The sequence below is a fragment of the Ralstonia sp. RRA genome (genome assembly GCF_037023145.1).
Lineage (GTDB): Bacteria > Pseudomonadota > Gammaproteobacteria > Burkholderiales > Burkholderiaceae > Ralstonia.
Window position 1 is genome coordinate 1,269,274 of record NZ_CP146091.1, and the last position, 15,856, is coordinate 1,285,129.

At 62.6% G+C, this 15,856-nt stretch carries 23 protein-coding genes and 1 tRNA gene; all 24 read left to right on the forward strand.

Features of this window, described 5'->3' with window-relative positions; genetic code table 11:
* Positions 1-411 (forward strand): hypothetical protein, encoded by a 411-nt coding sequence (locus V6657_RS06205; RefSeq protein WP_137884589.1) that lies wholly within the window; start codon positions 1-3, stop codon positions 409-411.
* Positions 408-947 carry a DUF1367 family protein gene (locus V6657_RS06210; protein ID WP_053166329.1) on the forward strand — a complete coding sequence of 180 codons (540 nt, stop codon included), beginning with the start codon at positions 408-410 and terminating at the stop codon, positions 945-947. Before V6657_RS06205 ends, V6657_RS06210 begins: the two co-directional genes overlap by 4 nt.
* Positions 948-1,210: 263 nt before the next feature.
* Entirely contained in the window at positions 1,211-1,573 is a 363-nt protein-coding gene (locus V6657_RS06215) for a hypothetical protein (RefSeq protein WP_137884590.1), read from the forward strand.
* Complete coding sequence (locus tag V6657_RS06220; protein WP_048932696.1) at positions 1,570-1,845, forward strand: Ref family recombination enhancement nuclease; 276 nt, start codon at positions 1,570-1,572, stop codon at positions 1,843-1,845. Before V6657_RS06215 ends, V6657_RS06220 begins: the two co-directional genes overlap by 4 nt.
* 11 nt (positions 1,846-1,856) lie before the next feature.
* Entirely contained in the window at positions 1,857-2,282 is a 426-nt protein-coding gene (locus V6657_RS06225) for a hypothetical protein (RefSeq protein WP_048932695.1), read from the forward strand.
* Positions 2,279-2,638, forward strand: a complete 360-nt coding sequence (locus V6657_RS06230) for a phage protein NinX family protein (protein ID WP_048932694.1) — start codon at positions 2,279-2,281, stop codon at positions 2,636-2,638. The genes V6657_RS06225 and V6657_RS06230 overlap by 4 nt, the downstream gene beginning before the upstream one ends.
* 26 nt (positions 2,639-2,664) lie before the next feature.
* On the forward strand, positions 2,665-2,964 hold the full coding sequence (locus V6657_RS06235; protein ID WP_048932693.1) for a hypothetical protein: 300 nt from the start codon (positions 2,665-2,667) through the stop codon (positions 2,962-2,964).
* 368 nt (positions 2,965-3,332) lie between these two features.
* Positions 3,333-3,506 carry a hypothetical protein gene (locus V6657_RS06240; RefSeq protein ID WP_171017934.1) on the forward strand — a complete coding sequence of 58 codons (174 nt, stop codon included), beginning with the start codon at positions 3,333-3,335 and terminating at the stop codon, positions 3,504-3,506.
* Between the two features lie 565 nt (positions 3,507-4,071).
* Positions 4,072-4,147 (forward strand) — tRNA-Met (locus V6657_RS06245).
* Positions 4,148-4,287: 140 nt separating this feature from the next.
* The gene (locus V6657_RS06250) at positions 4,288-4,923 is read left to right on the forward strand and encodes a putative metallopeptidase (protein WP_048932692.1); all 636 of its coding nucleotides are present in this window, start codon (positions 4,288-4,290) and stop codon (positions 4,921-4,923) included.
* A gap of 49 nt (positions 4,924-4,972) precedes the next feature.
* Complete coding sequence (locus V6657_RS06255) at positions 4,973-5,443, forward strand: DUF2280 domain-containing protein (protein WP_008783755.1); 471 nt, start codon at positions 4,973-4,975, stop codon at positions 5,441-5,443.
* Positions 5,397-6,800: a terminase family protein gene (locus V6657_RS06260; protein WP_048932691.1), complete on the forward strand. Its 1,404-nt coding sequence runs from the start codon at positions 5,397-5,399 to the stop codon at positions 6,798-6,800. The genes V6657_RS06255 and V6657_RS06260 overlap by 47 nt, the downstream gene beginning before the upstream one ends.
* A gap of 14 nt (positions 6,801-6,814) precedes the next feature.
* Positions 6,815-8,218, forward strand: coding sequence for a DUF4055 domain-containing protein (locus V6657_RS06265; RefSeq protein ID WP_048932690.1), 1,404 nt, complete (start codon positions 6,815-6,817; stop codon positions 8,216-8,218).
* A 139-nt stretch (positions 8,219-8,357) separates the two neighbouring features.
* On the forward strand, positions 8,358-9,134 hold the full coding sequence (locus V6657_RS06270) for a DUF6651 domain-containing protein (RefSeq protein ID WP_048932689.1): 777 nt from the start codon (positions 8,358-8,360) through the stop codon (positions 9,132-9,134).
* Between the two features lie 62 nt (positions 9,135-9,196).
* Entirely contained in the window at positions 9,197-10,486 is a 1,290-nt protein-coding gene (locus V6657_RS06275; RefSeq protein WP_048932688.1) for a P22 coat - protein 5 family protein, read from the forward strand.
* 66 nt (positions 10,487-10,552) lie between these two features.
* The gene (locus V6657_RS06280) at positions 10,553-10,819 is read left to right on the forward strand and encodes a hypothetical protein (RefSeq protein ID WP_048932687.1); all 267 of its coding nucleotides are present in this window, start codon (positions 10,553-10,555) and stop codon (positions 10,817-10,819) included.
* Positions 10,820-11,215, forward strand: a complete 396-nt coding sequence (locus V6657_RS06285) for a hypothetical protein (protein WP_053166325.1) — start codon at positions 10,820-10,822, stop codon at positions 11,213-11,215.
* Between the two features lies 1 nt (position 11,216).
* Positions 11,217-11,642: a hypothetical protein gene (locus V6657_RS06290; RefSeq protein ID WP_048932686.1), complete on the forward strand. Its 426-nt coding sequence runs from the start codon at positions 11,217-11,219 to the stop codon at positions 11,640-11,642.
* A 9-nt stretch (positions 11,643-11,651) separates the two neighbouring features.
* Entirely contained in the window at positions 11,652-12,302 is a 651-nt protein-coding gene (locus V6657_RS06295; RefSeq protein ID WP_048932685.1) for a hypothetical protein, read from the forward strand.
* A complete protein-coding gene (locus tag V6657_RS06300; protein ID WP_048932684.1) occupies positions 12,303-13,145 on the forward strand; it encodes a hypothetical protein in 843 nt (280 codons plus the stop codon). It begins immediately after the preceding gene.
* 3 nt (positions 13,146-13,148) lie between these two features.
* Complete coding sequence (locus V6657_RS06305) at positions 13,149-13,298, forward strand: hypothetical protein (RefSeq protein ID WP_182570810.1); 150 nt, start codon at positions 13,149-13,151, stop codon at positions 13,296-13,298.
* 78 nt (positions 13,299-13,376) lie between these two features.
* A complete protein-coding gene (locus tag V6657_RS06310; RefSeq protein WP_048932683.1) occupies positions 13,377-14,909 on the forward strand; it encodes a tail protein in 1,533 nt (510 codons plus the stop codon).
* Between the two features lie 60 nt (positions 14,910-14,969).
* A complete protein-coding gene (locus V6657_RS06315; protein WP_048932682.1) occupies positions 14,970-15,401 on the forward strand; it encodes a hypothetical protein in 432 nt (143 codons plus the stop codon).
* A complete protein-coding gene (locus V6657_RS06320; protein WP_048932681.1) occupies positions 15,401-15,766 on the forward strand; it encodes a hypothetical protein in 366 nt (121 codons plus the stop codon). Before V6657_RS06315 ends, V6657_RS06320 begins: the two co-directional genes overlap by 1 nt.
* Positions 15,767-15,856 lie beyond the last annotated feature (90 nt).

The following is a 15,856-nucleotide window of genomic DNA, read 5'->3' on the forward strand; positions in this document are numbered from 1 at the left end:
ATGCGCAAGCGTTCAAGCTACCGCCCGCGCGCCTGCGGCTTGCCGCTGGTGTTCGGCCTGTCGCAGGAAATGAAGACCGACCTGCAGCTCACGCCGCTGGGCACGCTGGAGGGCTTCAAGGAAGGCACCGGAACTGAGCGTGGCGCCCACACGCTGGCCGCTGCCGTGAACCTCGCCGCCGTCCTGTCGCGCGAATTGACCGATCACGAAAAGCGCATCGCTGCCGAGGGCCTAGAGGCCATTCGCGGCGTGTTCAAGCGCGGCAACGCCGCCGGCAAGTGGGGCTGTTCGGGCGATGAGTACCGCGCCATCGGTGCGGCACTCGCGCTGGGCGCGGAACTGGCCGATTCGGCCAACCGCCGCACAGTGGCAGCCGCGATCAAGACCGTTTTTCAGGAGGCTGGACGATGAGCGAAATCACCCTCGTGAAGCAGGCGCCCGTAGCAATCCCCGAGGTGGATCGCGCCGCCGCCCGCCGCGTGCTGTTCGGCGCCATCGACGGCCTGGGCGAAAAGGGCAAGAAGCAATGGCGCCGGTTCGTGAACGGCCTGTTCAACCTGGAGCCCGGCGAGATGGTGGAGATCAAGACCGTACAAAAGCGGAACTCCAAATTCCATCGCAAGTTCTTCGCGCTGCTCAATGTGGGCTATGAGGCTTGGGATCCCGGTCGAAAGCACAAGACGCACAAAGGTCTGCCCGTCGCTAAGAACTTTGAGCAGTTTCGCGAGGATGTGACGATTCTGGCCGGTTACTACGAACAGACCTTCCGCATCGACGGTGCCATGAAACTGAAAGCCCGATCGATCAGCTTCGCGAACATGGAACAGCCTGAGTTCGAGGAACTGTATTCGGCTGTAGCTGATGTTCTCCTTGAGCACGTGCTGAGCAACTACGCGAACCGTGCGCAGCTAGATGAGGTTGTGAACAAGGTGATGGGGTTCCTATGACCAGGGCATGGCGTGAAAACCTTTCGGGACAGACGTTCGGACGCCTGACTGTTCTTCGCGAGATGTCGTCCGACAAAGCGCACCGCTCTTGGCTTTGTGTATGCACGTGCGGCACAGAGAAACTGGTTGGCCATCCTTCACTGAAAAGCGGAAAGACCAAGAGTTGCGGTTGCCTGCGTCGCGAACTTGTTGCGAAGAAGATGACCAGGCACGGAGCGTGCGCGAGCCGAAAGCCTACCCGCGCGTACAAGATTTGGTCTGGAATGATCGCTCGCTGCGAAATCAAATCGGCCTCGGGCTACGAGCAATACGGCGGGAGAGGAGTGAAGGTTTGTGATCGATGGAAGAGTTTCGAGAACTTCCTTGCAGATATGGGAGAGCCGCCTGCAGGCATGTCGATTGATCGGCTTGACGGGTCACGCGGCTATGAGCCCGGAAACTGCCGCTGGGCGACACGCCAACAACAGAACGAAAACCGCAAAAGCGTCCGCTGGATTGAGTTTGACGGCAAGCGCATGAACGTTGCGCAATGGGCCAAGCACTTGGGCATCAACAATTCAACGTTGCTGGAGGCGCTTGCGAAGCATCCTTTGGAGATCGCTCTGCGGGATAGGGGGCGAAATTGACCCGGGCCGAAAAGGACTACCTAGGCCGCGTAGCCGCGCTGGGATGCATCTTGTGCCGGCGACTGGGGTACGGCGAGACGCCGGCCGAAATCCACCATGTGCGTGAAGGGCAGGGGATGGCGCAGCGCGCGGAGAACTGGCTGGCTGTACCTCTCTGCCCGGAGCATCACCGCGGCAAGACCGGAATCCATGGCAACCGCATGGCGCTCAAGCAGGTGAAGGCAGACGAGGTCGATCTGCTGGCCTGGACGATTGAAGAACTGAACAGCTGAGGAAGCGGGGAATGGGAATTGAGAAGCGCCTCGAAAATTGGGCAGCAGTGGTCCGTGACCCGCGCTCGCAACCGCAGTGCTGCGCCTCGTGGGCAAAGCTGGCCACGGCCCTGCGCGACGCCGAGAAGGGCACCGTGGCCGAGCCACCCATCCCGCGCGACGTGCAAGACGGCTGGCTGGTTGAGCGCGCCTGGCAGCGCATCGCCGATCCCATCTCGAAGCGCCTGCTCCAGTACTACTACGTCCACCAGTTCCCGCCAGAGATCGTCTGCCGCATCCTCGTGCGCAAGTACGGCGCGTCGCACCACACCCTAAAGCACTGGAAGGTGCGGCTGGCGAAGGCGCATTCGATCGCGGCGCACGTGATTGACGGGGAGGTGGCGCGTGTGACAATGGCGGAAACGGTGCGCCGGATGACGCAAGGGGAAACGGTATGAAGGTGGCGGAACTGGAGGGCGCGCTTCTTGACTACTGGGTGGCGAAAGCTGAGGGCCTAGAAATCGATAGCGCGTTCGAGAAGGGTCTGCATCCCCATCTGTATGTGTTCGTCGATGGCGATCTGGCGGACTTCGCGCCAAGTAGCAACTGGGGCGACGGCGGCCCGCTCATTGAGCGGGGTCTTATTAGCCTGCTGTTTCTTCCAGCGGATTCACCGGATAGGACTCAGGACAGGTGGGAGGCATTCACCAATTCGGAAGGCCCATCTTTTGAGAGTGCCTCACCATTGGTTGCCGCCATGCGCGCCCACGTTGCCAGTAAGTTCGGCGACGACGTGCCGGACATTAACGCGTAGCAGCAATCGGCAGGATAGGAGGAGTGATGAGCGAAAAGCGCTATATCATCATGGAGTTGGGCGATGCGAAGCAGCTTGCACTGAATGCGTCGGCAGGTTTCGATGAGCGCATTGCCCATGTCATTGAGCGCATCAACGCCGAGGTTGGCGCTGACATCGAAGATATTGTCGCGCAGTTGAAGGGCATCAAACCATGTCATGCGTGTGTAGTTGAGGGCCAACAGGAACATTGCTGCTGCTGGCAAGCGAACAAGTTGGGGCGACGATTGCGCAGATTGATCGCAAGGGCAGATGGGGAGGACTCGCTGCCGGGATCGGCTGGCTAGGAGGAGGAATGAGCGAGATCGCAGAGATGAGTCCGACAGGTGAATGGCGATGGCATCAGCCGTCGGAATGGCAGCCCATGCGGTTGCAACTACGGTATTGGGCGCGGTGCCATGACGGCTCCGAGGGATTTTTCTGGAAAGACGCGCCATAGGTGGCGTACTAGGGGAGGCGCATCGCTAAGCTACTAGGCCAAGATCAAAACCCCTTGTAAACTGATCTCGCCTGTACTATCCTGCGCGTAGATTACTGAAGCCCTTGCGGCGTTTCCGGCTCTGACCGCGACAGCATCCATTCGGAGGGATGCTTGTCCTCAGACGAAGCGCAGCACCCAAGCCCGCCAATGAGCGGGCTTTTTGCTTTCCGGCCCATGGAAACCTCCACCGCTCTCCCGTCGCACTGCTACCGCGACCCCATGCTGGTATTGGAGCGGAAGCAGGAAGAGGAAGCGGCGGCCGAGAAGCGCGAGCAGGCCCGCAAGCTCGCACGTATGTCGCTGGCGCGCATCCGGGCCGAATCGCTGTTCACCAAGGACGCAGACTGATGTTCGCCCCGATCTCGATGTACATCTGGTGGGGCGTGTGGCTTTGCGCCCTGTACGGCTGAATCCAGCCGCTTCACCCAAACCGCAGGCTGCCCACACGGGCTAAGCGCGCCAACAGGGATTTGCCCCGACAGGCGAACGGGCTGGCGGTTTGGGTGAGGGAATGCGCAGGCTGATGCGCGCTGGAAGCCGTTAATCAGGAGGCGTCCGTGGCCCAGACGGATATGCCGGAGGAATTCAGCACCGGCCCCTCAACTTGCACGCGCTCGAAAGGGTGGCGAAGCGGTTCCTGTAGCAGGGAACGCCGGGCGCAACCGGCACCTTCACGCATACGCTCGCCGATGGGACGATGCCCCGAAGGCCGCGTGTGGCGCTCTCGCAGTAAGCCCCGGGCTATCTCCGGAAGGCCGAATGAGGATGCGAGCGTAGCCGTGAGGGTGGTAGCTCAGGGAGCAGGCCGGTCTCCAAATCCGCGCCGAGTTGGGTTCGATTCCTACGCTGCCCGCCAGAGGAAAGCCCCGGTACGCAAGCCGGCAGGTGGGTGCAGAGCCCGCGCACAGATCAATGCGGGGTAGCTCAGCGGAACGAGCGGCGGGCTCATAACCCGAAGGTCGGTGGTTCAAATCCACCCTCCGCAACCAGTTTCACGACTTCATCGCTGTCTCCTCCGTCGCTCGAAAGGCGACCTTAGCGCCCGCTTGGCTTCGGCCGGCGGGCGCGTTGTTTTTGTCGAGACCAACATGCACACACACCAGTCCGAACGGCACCCCAAGGCGGAGCGGTGGCCAAACGCCTGACCAGCGCAGTTGACGTGCTAGCTCGCCCGCGGCCGCCTGAGTTCCTGCTTGATCCCGAGAACTGGACCCACCACTACGAGCCGGCCAAGGACATGGCCGACTGGGTGAGGTCGCAGATCATCGAGGAAGGGCCGCTCCATAACGATGAGCACGCCCATCTGTTGGATGCTGACATCGCATTTCTCTGGGCGGCCGAGCGGTACGTAAAGCAGGGCCGCCACGTGCTTGGGCAGACCGAGGAGGTTGTGTTCCGGGTAGGGCGCTGGCAACGCGGGCGGCAGGAGCAGCAGCTCGCAGAGTGGTTCGGCCGCGTGCCAGCCTGGCTCATCACGCTGGATGCCGAGTACTGCGCTAATTGCTCAGACGCTGAGTTCTGCGCGCTGGTGGAGCACGAGCTTTACCACATCGGCCAAGAGACGGATGCCTTCGGCGCCCCGGCCTTCACCAAGGATGGATTACCGAAGCTGTTCCTGCGCGGACATGACGTCGAGGAGTTCGTTGGCGTGGTGCGTAGGTACGGCATAGGCGATTCCAACGGGATGCTGGCCAAGCTGGTGTCTGCGGCGAACTGCACTCCGGAGGTGGCGCGCATCGATGTCGCACGTGCGTGTGGGACATGATTGGCTAGAGCCGCATAGCTTAGACGCGACTTAGACGAGATTTCACATTATGGCAACGCTCACTGATGACGTGAAAGCGTTCATCGTGCAGGCGTTGGCCTGCTTTGACACACCCCATCAGGTATCCGACGCCGTCAAAGAGCAATTCGGATTGACGGTCAGTCGCCAGCAATGCGAGGCGTACGACCCCAGCAAGAAGATCGGCGCCGCCCTAAGCAAGAAATGGCGCGAACTCTTCGAAGAGACCCGAAAGCAGTTCCTTGCCGAAACCGGGTCGATCCCGATCGCAAATCAGGCCTACCGCCTGCGGGTGCTGAACCGCCTTCTGGTGAAGGCTGAGAAGCAGGGCAACGTCGCGATGGTCAGCCAACTGCTTGAGCAGGCGGCGAAAGAGGCTGGCGGCACTTTCACGAACAAGCATCGATTGGAGCATTCGGGCGAGGTGAAGACGCCGGAACTGAGGTTGGTGCTCAATGGAACTTTGCCTACACGAGCGCCAGACGGAGGCGTTTCTAACTGAAGCGACCGAGCTGCTGTATGGCGGTGCTGCCGGCGGCGGTAAGTCGCACCTGATGCGGGTCGCATCGATCGCCTGGTGCGTCGACATACCCGGCCTGCAGGTCTACATCTTCCGGCGCCTGTCGGACGACCTGCATAAGAACCACATGGAGGGCCATTCTGGCTTTCCGGCGCTGCTTTCAGAGTGGATCGAAGGCGGCCACGCCAAGATCAACTGGTCGAAGAACTTCATCGAGTTCTGGAACGGCTCGAAGATCCACCTTTGCCACTGCCAGTACGAGAAGGACGTCATCAAGTATCAGGGCGCGCAGATCCATGTGCTTCTGATCGATGAGCTGACGCACTTCACCGAGAAGATTTACCGCTACCTGCGCGGCCGCTGCCGCCTGGGTGGCTTGAAGGTGCCAGAGCGCTATCGCGGCCTGTTCCCGCGCATCATTTGCGGCTCTAACCCTGGGGGCGTCGGGCACAACTGGGTAAAAGCGGCGTTCATCGACATTGCGCCGCCGAAGGCGATAACCCAAATGCCGCCGAAAGAGGGCGGCAAGCGCCGGCAGTACATCCCGGCCAAGCTGGCCGACAACCCGTCGATGGCCGAGTCTGACCCGGACTATTCCAGCACTCTGGAGGGCTTGGGCAGTCCAGAGCTTGTCCGCGCGATGAGGGATGGTGACTGGGACATCGTTGCAGGCGGCATGTTCGACGACCTGTGGAGCCGCCCGGTACACGTTTTGGCGCCATTCGCTATCCCGTCGTCGTGGCGCGTTGACCGCGGATTCGACTGGGGCAGCAGCAAGCCTTTCTCGGTCATTTGGTTCGCTGAGAGCGATGGCACTGCGGCAACGCTGGCGGATGGCTCCAAGCGGCATTTCCCGCGCGGGTCGATCTTCGCGATTGCCGAGTGGTACGGCTGGAACGGCAAGCCAAATGAGGGCTGCAAGATGCTGGCCGTCGACATTGCGCGCGAGATCGTCAAGCGCGAGAAGGCGATGCCGTACCAAGTGCGGCCCGGCCCGGCCGATACGTCGATCTTCGACACGCAGAACGGCAATTGCATCGCCGATGACATGGCAAAGGAGCGTGTCCGGTGGAACAAGGCTGATAAGTCGCCAGGCAGCCGGAAGAACGGCTGGGAAATGATCCGCAAGCTGCTCAAGCAGGCGAGCGGGAACGAATTGCCTGGCTTCTACGTGTTCAACACCTGCACACACATCATCCGGACGCTGCCTGTGCTTCCGCGCGACCAGCGCGACCAAGACGACGTTGACACTGCGGCCGAAGACCACGCATCTGATGTAGTCCGGTACCGCTGCAGCGCCAAGAAAACCGAAACAACTGTCGAGCCGCTGGCCGCATAACTGAAAACCCACGCATGAGCGACGTCCGCACACCATCTAAGGCCGTGTCAGCAATGGCCGAAGACTGGCCGCTGATCGATGCCCTCATGGGCGGCACATCGGCCATGCGCAAGGCTGGCAAGCTGTATCTGCCGCAGTGGCCGAACGAGCTGGACGATGCCTACAAGAACCGCGTAGCCACGGCGACCCTGTTCCCGGCGTTCTCGCGTACGGTCGAGGTTCTGACGGGCAAGCCGTTCGCCAAGCCGATCACCTACGGTGATGACGTGCCTGCGCGCATCAAGGAATGGTCGGAGGACATCGATCTCCAGGGCCGCAACCTGCACAGCTTCGCCGACAGCCTGTGCATGGAGGCGCTGGCGCGCGGGATTGGCGGCATCCTGGTCGACTTCCCCAGAACGACGGACAAGCGCGGCCGCCGGCTCTACAAGACGCTCGCCGATGAGAAACAGGCGGGCGTGCGGCCTTACTTCGTGCAGATTCTTGCCGGCAACATCTTGGGCTGGCGATCGCAGCGCATCAATGGCGTCGAGACGCTGACGCAGCTTCGGTTGCTGGAAACCGTCGTGGAGGAAGACGGCGAATTCGGCGAGGTCGAGATCGAGCAGGTCCGCGTGCTGTATCCGGGCCGGTGGGAGGTTTGGCGAAAGTCGGAGAAGTCGGTCGATGCGCTCAAGCCGGACTGGATTCTGTACGACAAGGGCGCCGTCAGCCTGAAGCGTATCCCGTTCGTTCCGTTCTACGGCAAGCGCACCGGCTTCATGACTGGCGTGCCGCCGCTGGCCGAGCTGGCCTACATGAACGTCGAGCACTGGCAGTCGAAGAGCGACCAGCAGACGATTCTGCATGTCGCGCGCGTGCCGATCCTGTTCGCCAAGATGCTCGGCGACAACAAGATCACCGTCGGCGGTGCTGCGGCGGTCAAGTGCGAAGATGAAAACGGCGACCTGAAGTACGTCGAGCACGGTGGCGCAGCCATCGAAGCAGGGCGACTCTCGTTGCTCGATCTCGAAGACCGCATGCGCCAGATCGGCGCCGAGCTGCTGGTCATCAAGCCCGGCAACACCAGCGTTACGCAGACACGGGCGGATAACGAGCCTGGCACATGCGCGCTGCAGCGGATCGTTCAGGGGCTAGAAGACAGCCTGGATGGCGCTTTGCAGCTTGCCGCCGAGTGGGTTGGCGAGCAGGAAGGTGGTCACATCCAGATCTTCCAGGACTTCGGCGTCGCATCGCTGGCCGAGGCATCGCTAGAACTGCTGCGGGACATGAACGTCGACGGCACGCTGTCGGATGAGACGCTGTTCCGCGAAACCCAGCGCCGTGGCGTTGTAAGCCCCGAATTGAACTGGGTCGGCGAGCAGGAGCGCATCAAGAAGAACCGACCCAAGCCTGGGACGGCACAGATCAACGACTGAGCGGCCAAGTGCCGCACCGATTAACCGAGGCCGCAGCTAACCCCTGCGGCCTTTTTCGTGTCCAGACGGCGGATGCCTGAGGACGAAACGCGGCGGATGCCGCACAGGAACATTGGGCGGATGCCCGGAGTAAGCCACCATGCCATTCAAGTACGACGCCGAAGGTCACATCGTTCTGCAGGAAGTCAACGGTCAGAAGCTGCCCGTGTTCGTTCATCCCGACGGCAAAGAAGCGCCGTTCGACGGTGACGGCACGGTCGCCACGATCGGCCGGCTGAACGGCGAGGCCAAGACGCACCGTGAAGCGAAGGAAGCAGCAGAAGCTGCGCTGAAGCCGTTCAAGGACGCCGGTTTGACCGATGCGGCCGCTGCGGCGAAGGCTCTGACGATCGTCAAGAACCTGGACGACAAGAAGCTGGTGGATGCCGGCGAAGTCGAGCGGGTGAAGGCCGAAGCAATCAAAGCTGTGGAAGAGAAGTACGCGCCGGTTATGAAGGAGCGTGACGATCTTCAGTCGGCTTTGGTGCAGGAAAAGGTCGGCGGCAGTTTCGCGCGTTCGAAGATGATCGCGGAAAAGTTGACCATCCCGGCCGACCTCGTGCAGGCCCGTTTTGGTGACGCGTTCAAGGTCGAAAACGGCAATGTCGTCGCGTACGACAAGTCCGGTAACAAGATCTTCAGCCGCACCAATCCTGGCGAACTGGCAGCCTTCGACGAAGCGCTGGAAGTCCTCATCGAGCACTACCCCCACCGGGACACCATCCTGAAGGGCACAGGTGCAAGCGGGGGCGGCGCCTCTGGCGGCAATGGTGGCGGTAGTGGTGTGCGCACGATTACCCGCGCACAGCTCGCAAGTCTCTCGCCTGCGGAGCAATCCAAAACGGCGCGTGACCCGAACGTAACCATCACGGACTGACTGTCCTTCCATCAAGATTCAAGCCACCTTCGGGTGGCTTTTTCATTTGAGGGCCCGCCCACATGAAAAGCATCTTTTCCAAGGTCCGCGTGCTTGTGCTCGCGGCATTTGCGGCCGTTGCGGCCGTCTACCCGATGGCTACCATGGCCAAGGTCGGCGCATGGCTCTATGACGCGCTGGTCGACCAGGTGGCGCGACCGATGCGTGACGGCTTCGTCGCCGGCTCCAACACGCTGACGCAACTGGTGCCGGATTTGTATGAGGCGCTCGACATCGTCTCGCGCGAACTGGTTGGTTTCATCCCATCGGTGACGCTCGATGCGTCCGCAGAGCGTGCCGCGCTCAATCAAGCGGTTCGCGTGCCGATCGCACCGGCCTCGGCTGCAGAAGACGTGACGCCCGGCCAGCTGCCGCCGGATGACGGTGATCAGTCCGTGGGTAACACCCCGATCATCATCACCAAGTCGCGCATGGTGCCGTTCCGCTGGACCGGTGAAGAGCAAAAGGGCGTCAACAGCGGCCCTGGCTACACCAACATCCGTGTGAATCAGGTCGCTCAGGCTATGCGTACCCTGACGAACGAAATCGAAGCCAACGTCGCCACGCTCGCGGCTACGGCTTCGCGCGCCACGGGCACTGCAGGCACCACGCCCTTCGCCACTGCGCTCGGTGACACCGCTCAGGCTCGCAAGATCCTGTCGGACAACGGTGCGCCGCTCTCGGACCTGCAATGCGTGATCGACACGACTGCTGGCGCGAACCTGCGCACGCTGGCCCAGCTGACGAAGGCAAACGAAGCCGGCACGACCGAGCTGCGCGCCCAAGGCACGCTGCTTGAGCTGCAAGGCTTCAAGGTGCGTGAATCGGCGGGCGTCGGCATCCACACGCCTGGCACGGGCGCCAGCTACGTCACCAATGGCGCGCTGGCCAAGGGCGCAACGTCGATCCCGGTGCAGACCGGTACCGGCACCGTGCTTGCCGGCGATGTTGTGTCGTTCAATGGCGATCCGCGTAAGTACGTTGTGACTGGCGCGCTGAGCGGCGGCGCATTCACCATCGCCGCCCCTGGGCTGATGCAAGCGCTCAATACCGGAGCCGCCGTGACTGTCTCTGCAGCGTTCACTACCAACATGGCGTTTGCGCGCACCGCAATCGTGCTGGCTACCCGCGCCCCGGCTCTGCCGGAAGAGGGCGACATGGCCGATGACCGCATGATGATTCAGGACGCACGAAGCGGCCTCGCGTTCGAGGTGTCGATGTACAAGCAATACCGTCGCGTCCGCTACGAAGTGGCGGTGGCATACGGCTGGGCCAACATCAAGCCGGAACACACCGCGCTGCTGCTCGGCTAATCGGCCGACGCACGCGCCGCGGCGCCCAGGGCGGATGCTCCGGGCGCCGCGTCACAGGAGATTCCCATGGCAGGAACCACAAAGAAGACTGTGGCCAAGGTGGCCGACGCACGCGCCGCGGCGCTGGCAGCCGCTGGCTTGACCGAAGAGCAATTCAACGCCCTGTCGGCAGAAGAGCAGGCCAAGATCCTCGCTGATGCGCCGAAGGGTCAGGACGAAATCGAGTTCGTCACGATGGTGCGCGACCCCGAGCAGTATCCAGAGCCGCATAGCGCTCAAGTGCACCCCGACGAGGTGGACAACTACCGTCCGGGCGGCTGGGAGATCGAATAAATGCTGACCGCGCAGCAGCTTTCGGACGTGCGTCGCTACGCCGGCTACCCGCTGCTCGCGGACTCGGTTGTCGATGACAACCGGGACTTCGCCTACGGGTGGGTCTCGCCTGGCACGTGGCAGACACTGAACCATCGCCTGACCAACCTCCGGCCGGAGGAAGAGACGACGCTGATCAACGTCTACCTGACCAACCTTGCGGCGCTGGAAAGCGCGATCCCGGCGACTGGCGACAACCTCGACACCGATGCTGCGGCTGTATGGAAGCACAACCCGCGCGAGCAACGCGATCGGGACGCGCTTTTCGACTCGTGGCGTCGCCGCATGTGCGGCTTCATCGGCATTGCGCCTGGCCCAGCGTTGGGCGATGGCGGTATCAGCATCGGCAGGGCCTGACATGACCGTGATCGTGTGGGATGGCAAGACACTGGCCGCAGACAAGCGCGCCACTTCCGTGGGCTTGGCACGTACCGTCACCAAGATTCAACGCCACGGCGAGCAGTTGCTCGCAATGACCGGCGATTGGGATGTTGCAGCCGAGATACGCGAGTGGTTCAAAGCTGGCGCAGTGCCGCGAGATTTTCCGGCTAAGGCCCGCGAGGATCTGGCCTCGTTGATCGTGGTCTGTCGCGGCAGCCTAGCGGTGTACAGCACTGGTCCTTTCCCCATGCCGATCGAATCCGAAAAGGTCGCGTTCGGCTCTGGGCGCGACTTTGCAGAGGCGGCCATGCATCTCGGCTGCTCCGCGATAGAGGCAGTATCAGTGGCATGCCACTTTCAGACCGACTGCGGCAACGGCGTCGACGCTCTGACGCTGGATTGAGGAAAACCGATGGACGCAGCCAAGCTGCAAGCGAAGATCTACGCAGGCTACGCGAAGTCGGCCAAGCGGATCGGCTACGTCTATGACGTCTACCGCCCGGCCAGCACCGCCAACCCGCTGACCAACAAGGTCGCCAGCCTGAATGCCTCATTCAACGCCCAGGACTGGACGTACACGAAGCCGAATCTGCCGGATAAGCCGTATTGGTACTGCCTGATCGACGGCCGTCTCACGCAGGTCGGTGACTACCTGCAGCGCGGCACGAACCTGCATTTCATCGCTGGGATGCAGGACGAGTTGCCCATCCTCACGGTGGAGTGCAACGCAAAGGTGTGGGTCACGCGCACGACGACGCCGAGCGGCGTTGGGGCCGTAGGCTACTCCGGCAAGTGCGCGACCGAAGACACTTATGTGCTGGGCACTAAGGGCGGCGCAGGCTGGCCGGCATCGATCCTGTTCGGCGGCCGCACGCGCAAGCATGATGTGCTGCCGACATCGGCCGATGAGCACGGCTTTGTGGTCATGATGCCTGCGAGCGTCCCTATCCAGTTTGGCTCGGGCGACATCCTCATCGACGACATGGCGCGACGTTTTCAGGTGGCGGGCGCTCAGCGAACCGACCAGAGCTGGAAACTCAACGTCAACGAGGTTCACCCGTAAATGGCCGACATTTCTGACGTCTCCGCGGCGCTGGTGACGACGATTGCCGGCATCGTGTACCCGAACGGGACGAGCCAGCCGTCGATTACCGGCGCGCCAGTGTTGGTGTATAGCGGATGGCCGGATTCGGGTCAGCTGCGCACGTATCTCTCCGCCGGCAACGTTCACGTGTCGGTCTTCCCGCAGCCGAACATGCTGCGCGTGGTCGATTCGAGCATGTCGGACTGGTCGACGCCGACGGCGCCGGTCAATACCGTCACCCTGACACTATCCGGCCAGGCCGTGACGGTCGGCGGATCGGTCAGCACGCCGCAGAACGCAGCGCTGGTGGTCGACAACAAGGCATACGTTTATGCGGTGCAGGCTGGCGACACGCTGGCCAGCATCGCAACCGCGCTTGCGGCACTGGTAAACGTTGACCAGACGGCGACGGCGGCCGGCGCGGTGGTGATGATCCCGGGCGCAAAGTACATCTCGCCGCGCGTCGGCGGCCAGGGCGTCGCGGTGCGCGAGACGCGCCGGCAGGAGCAGGGCTTTATGGTCACTGTCTGGGCCAACTGCTTTGATCAGCGCGACCCGATTGCTTCTGCGATCGATTCGGCGCTTTCTGGCCAAATCCACCTGACGCTGGCCGACCAAAGCAGCGCCACGCTGCGCTACAAGAGCAGCCGCCAGGACGACAGCCAGCAGAAAGAGGGCATCTACCGCCGCGACTTGATGTATGCGGTGGAGTTTTCGACGTTCCAGAGCCAGACGCTCACGCAGATCACCGCGACAGTCGAGAACGTCAGCGCCGGCCCGTCGCTCGACGCGCAATTCCCCATCAAGACCATCGTGGAGTGACACATGAAACTGGTTGTGAACGTGCCGTTCGGCACCTACAAGCAGGGCGACGAGATCACTGAGCAGGACGCCATCCAGGCCGTGCTGGCCAGTGAGCAGTCCGCATACGTCGTGCAGGTCGCTGACGACGCGCCTCCGAAGGCGAAGAAGTAGCCAACCCTCGCCGCCAGCGCGCGGCATCCCCATCTTTGTGCCGCCTCCGGGCGGCTTTTTCGTTTCTCGGAGGCGCGAATGCCGATCGTCCAGCAGGGCAGCATCAATACGACTGCCCTCATCGTCCCGGACTTGTACGTCCAGATTGTTCCGCCGCAGGTGGCGTTGCTAAACGGCGTGCCCACCAATGTGCTGGGCGTCGTCGGCACGGCAACCTGGGGCCCGACCAACTCGCCGACCATCATCGGCAACATGGCCATGTACGCCCAGGCCTTTGGTGCGATCCAGAATCGCACGTACGACATGGGCACGGCGGTGGCTGTGGCGGTCCAACAGGGCGCCAACAACTTCCGCTGCGTGCGCGTGACGGACGGCACGGACACGGCCGCAACGGCTGCGGTGCAGACCAACTGCCTGACGCTGACGGCCAAGTACACCGGCACGCTGGGCAACACCGTCACTGTGGCCTTGGCCAATGGCAGCGCCGCTGGCACCTGGAAGGTGACGGTTGCCGCACCGACGCTCAACCCGGAAGTGTTCGACAACATCGGCGCCGGCCTGTCGGGCAATCCGCTGTGGGCTGCCATCGCCGCCGCCATCAACAACGGCACCAGCGTGCAGCGCGGCCCTTCGCAGATCATCACTGCGGCGGCCGGTGCTGGCACCACGGCGCCGACGGCGGCCAGCTTCACGCTGTCCGGCGGAACGGACGGTGCAACGACGATCTCCGGCTCGGTGCTGATCGGCCAGGACACGATCCCGCGCAAGGGCATGTACGCGCTGCGCAACCAGGGCGTGTCGGTGGCCATGCTGGCTGACTGCTCGGACTCGACCACCTGGGCGACGCAGGTGTCCTTCGGGCTGTCCGAGGGCATCTACATGATCGGGGTGGGGCCGGCCGGCGACACGATCACCAACGCGGTCAGCACCAAGAGCACGGCCGGCATCGACAGCTACGCCTTCAAGCTGCTGTTTGGTGACTGGGTGTACTGGCTGGACACGGTCAACGGCGTGACGCGGCTGGTCTCGCCGCAGGCGTTTGTCGCCGGCCTGCTGGCCAACCTGTCGCCGCAGAACAGCAGCCTGAACAAGCCGATCTACGGTGTTGTCGGCACGCAGAAGTCGTTCGCCAACCAGACGTACAGCTCGGCTGAGCTGCAGACGCTGATCCAAGCAGGAATCGACCTCATTACCAACCCGGTGCCGGGCGGCTCCTACTTCGGCTGCCGCTGCGGCCACAACAGCAGCTCGAACGCGCTCACGCAGGGTGACAACTACACGCGCATGACCAACTACATCGCCAGCACCATCAATGCAGGCATGGGCAAGTACGTGGGTCAGCTGCAGTCGGCTACGGTGCGCGCGCAGGCGGCGGCCACGCTGTCGAACTTCCTGAGCTCGATGGAGCAGCAGGGCATGATCGGCGCGGTCAATGGCGGCCCGGCGTTTTCGGTGCAGATCGACGCCAACAACAACCCGACGAACCGCGTGGCGCTTGGCTATATGCAAGCCGACGTGAAGGTGATCTACCTGTCGGTCATCGAGAAGTTCCTGGTCAACGTGGAAGGCTCGCAGGCCACGGTGATTCGGACCTCGACCAGCAACCAGTAACGCACCCACCCAATCTGATTGCCCCGCCGCGCGCGGGGCGCTCTCTTTCCGGAGAACGCAATGCCGATTCAAGGTTACTCGGTCGGGCGCGACTATACGCTGGTCATTCAGACCTCCACGGGCGCACTGCAGCCGAACAAGATCACCGCCTTCAAGAGCAAGCAGGATGTGACCGACGTGCGCGTCAAGCGCCTGGACGGCATCACCGATCACGTGCGCTTCTTCGACGGCTGGTCGGGTTCATTCGACATTGAGCGTCAGGACGCGACGCTCGACAACTACTTCGCCCAGCTTGAGGCGAACTACTACGCCGGCATCAACGAATCGCCCGCCCAGATCTACGAGACGATTCAGGAAGCCAACGGCGCGGTGTCCCAATTCCGCTATGACGGCGTTCTCATGACGCTGGCCGATGCCGGCAACCGCGCGGGCGACGCCACCATCAAGCAGTCGATCAACTTCGTGGCCTCGCGCCGCATCAAGGTGGCCTGATGACCAGTGTGACCATTAACCCGACCCCGTCTGAACAACTGATCAAGAGCGCCGCGCGCGAAGTCGTGGTGGACGACGCGCTGGGACGAAAGATCACACTGCGCAAGCCGAATCCTCTGGCGAACCTGGACTTCGCGAAGGCGGCCGGTGGAAGCGAGCTGAACATGCTCTATCTGGCCGAGGTTGCGCATCTGAAGTACGTGAGCGCGATCGACGGCGATCCGGTGCCGACACCTGCCACCGAAGCCCAGTTGCGCGCGCTGTATCAGCGCCTGGGTGACGAGGGCAACGAGGCCGCCCAGCGCGGCGTAGCCGACAACTTCGTGCGCCAAGCCGCGCCGGAGGCCGAGCTAAAAAACTCCTGACGGACGGCCCGTTTCACGAGGCAATGTGGCTCGTGCATAACGGTGTTCCGTTCGACGTCGCATTTTCTGTGGACGAAACGATGCGCCACG